The 779-nt window shown below is 52.8% G+C and carries 1 protein-coding gene; it reads left to right on the plus strand.

All coding sequences use genetic code 11. The features are described from left to right. On the plus strand, positions 1-779 hold a 779-nt coding region (locus ALB80_RS21685; protein WP_253276958.1), incomplete at both ends, for an amidohydrolase family protein.

Below are 779 nucleotides of genomic sequence, written 5' to 3' on the forward strand. Positions count from 1 at the left end.
GAGCAAGGATTGAAAGAGGGGGCGTTGGGTATCGGCGTTAATGCAGGATACGCGCCTGGATACGGACAAAAAGAGTACTTTGCGTTGGCCAATATGGCCGCTGACTATGGCGTGGCCACGTTTACGCACGTGCGTTACGCATCGAATTTGGAGCCGCAGGGGTCTTTTGAGGCAATAAAAGAATTGATTGCGAACGCTGCGCTTACAGGCGCACACATGCATATCTGTCATATCAACAGTTCATCATTAGAGGACATCCACGCCACCCTTGATTTGGTGGAACGAGCACAAGCTCAAGGCATTAAGGTCACAGTAGAGGCTTATCCTTATGGTGCCGCGAACACCGTTGTAGGAGCCGCGATGTTCTCAGGCGACGAATGGCGAGAACGCATGAGCTCAACGGCTCAGAACTTTCAATTGGGCGCAGATCGCATGACAGAAGAGGAGCTCACCGATTACCAGAACAACGAGCCTGGCACTTTTGTCACATGGCATTTTCTAGACGAGAACGATCCGGAAGCGCTCGCGCTATTGGATGCATCCGTTACCCACCCGGCGGTCATGATTGCGTCGGATGCAGTATTCTGGTCCTACTTCGGCGAAAGCGGGGCTGTTCTGAACTATGAAGGTAGTGACTGGCCACTTCCCGACAATGTATTCAGTCACCCGCGGTCGGCTGGAGCGTTTACCAAAATCCTTCGATCTTATGTGCGCGAACGGGGTTTGCTGTCGCTCGAGGCAGCAATTGGCAAGATGTCCTTGATGCCAGCTCAAACGCT

The sequence above is a fragment of the Ruegeria sp. 6PALISEP08 genome, assembly GCF_001238295.1.
In the GTDB taxonomy this organism is placed as follows: domain Bacteria; phylum Pseudomonadota; class Alphaproteobacteria; order Rhodobacterales; family Rhodobacteraceae; genus Ruegeria.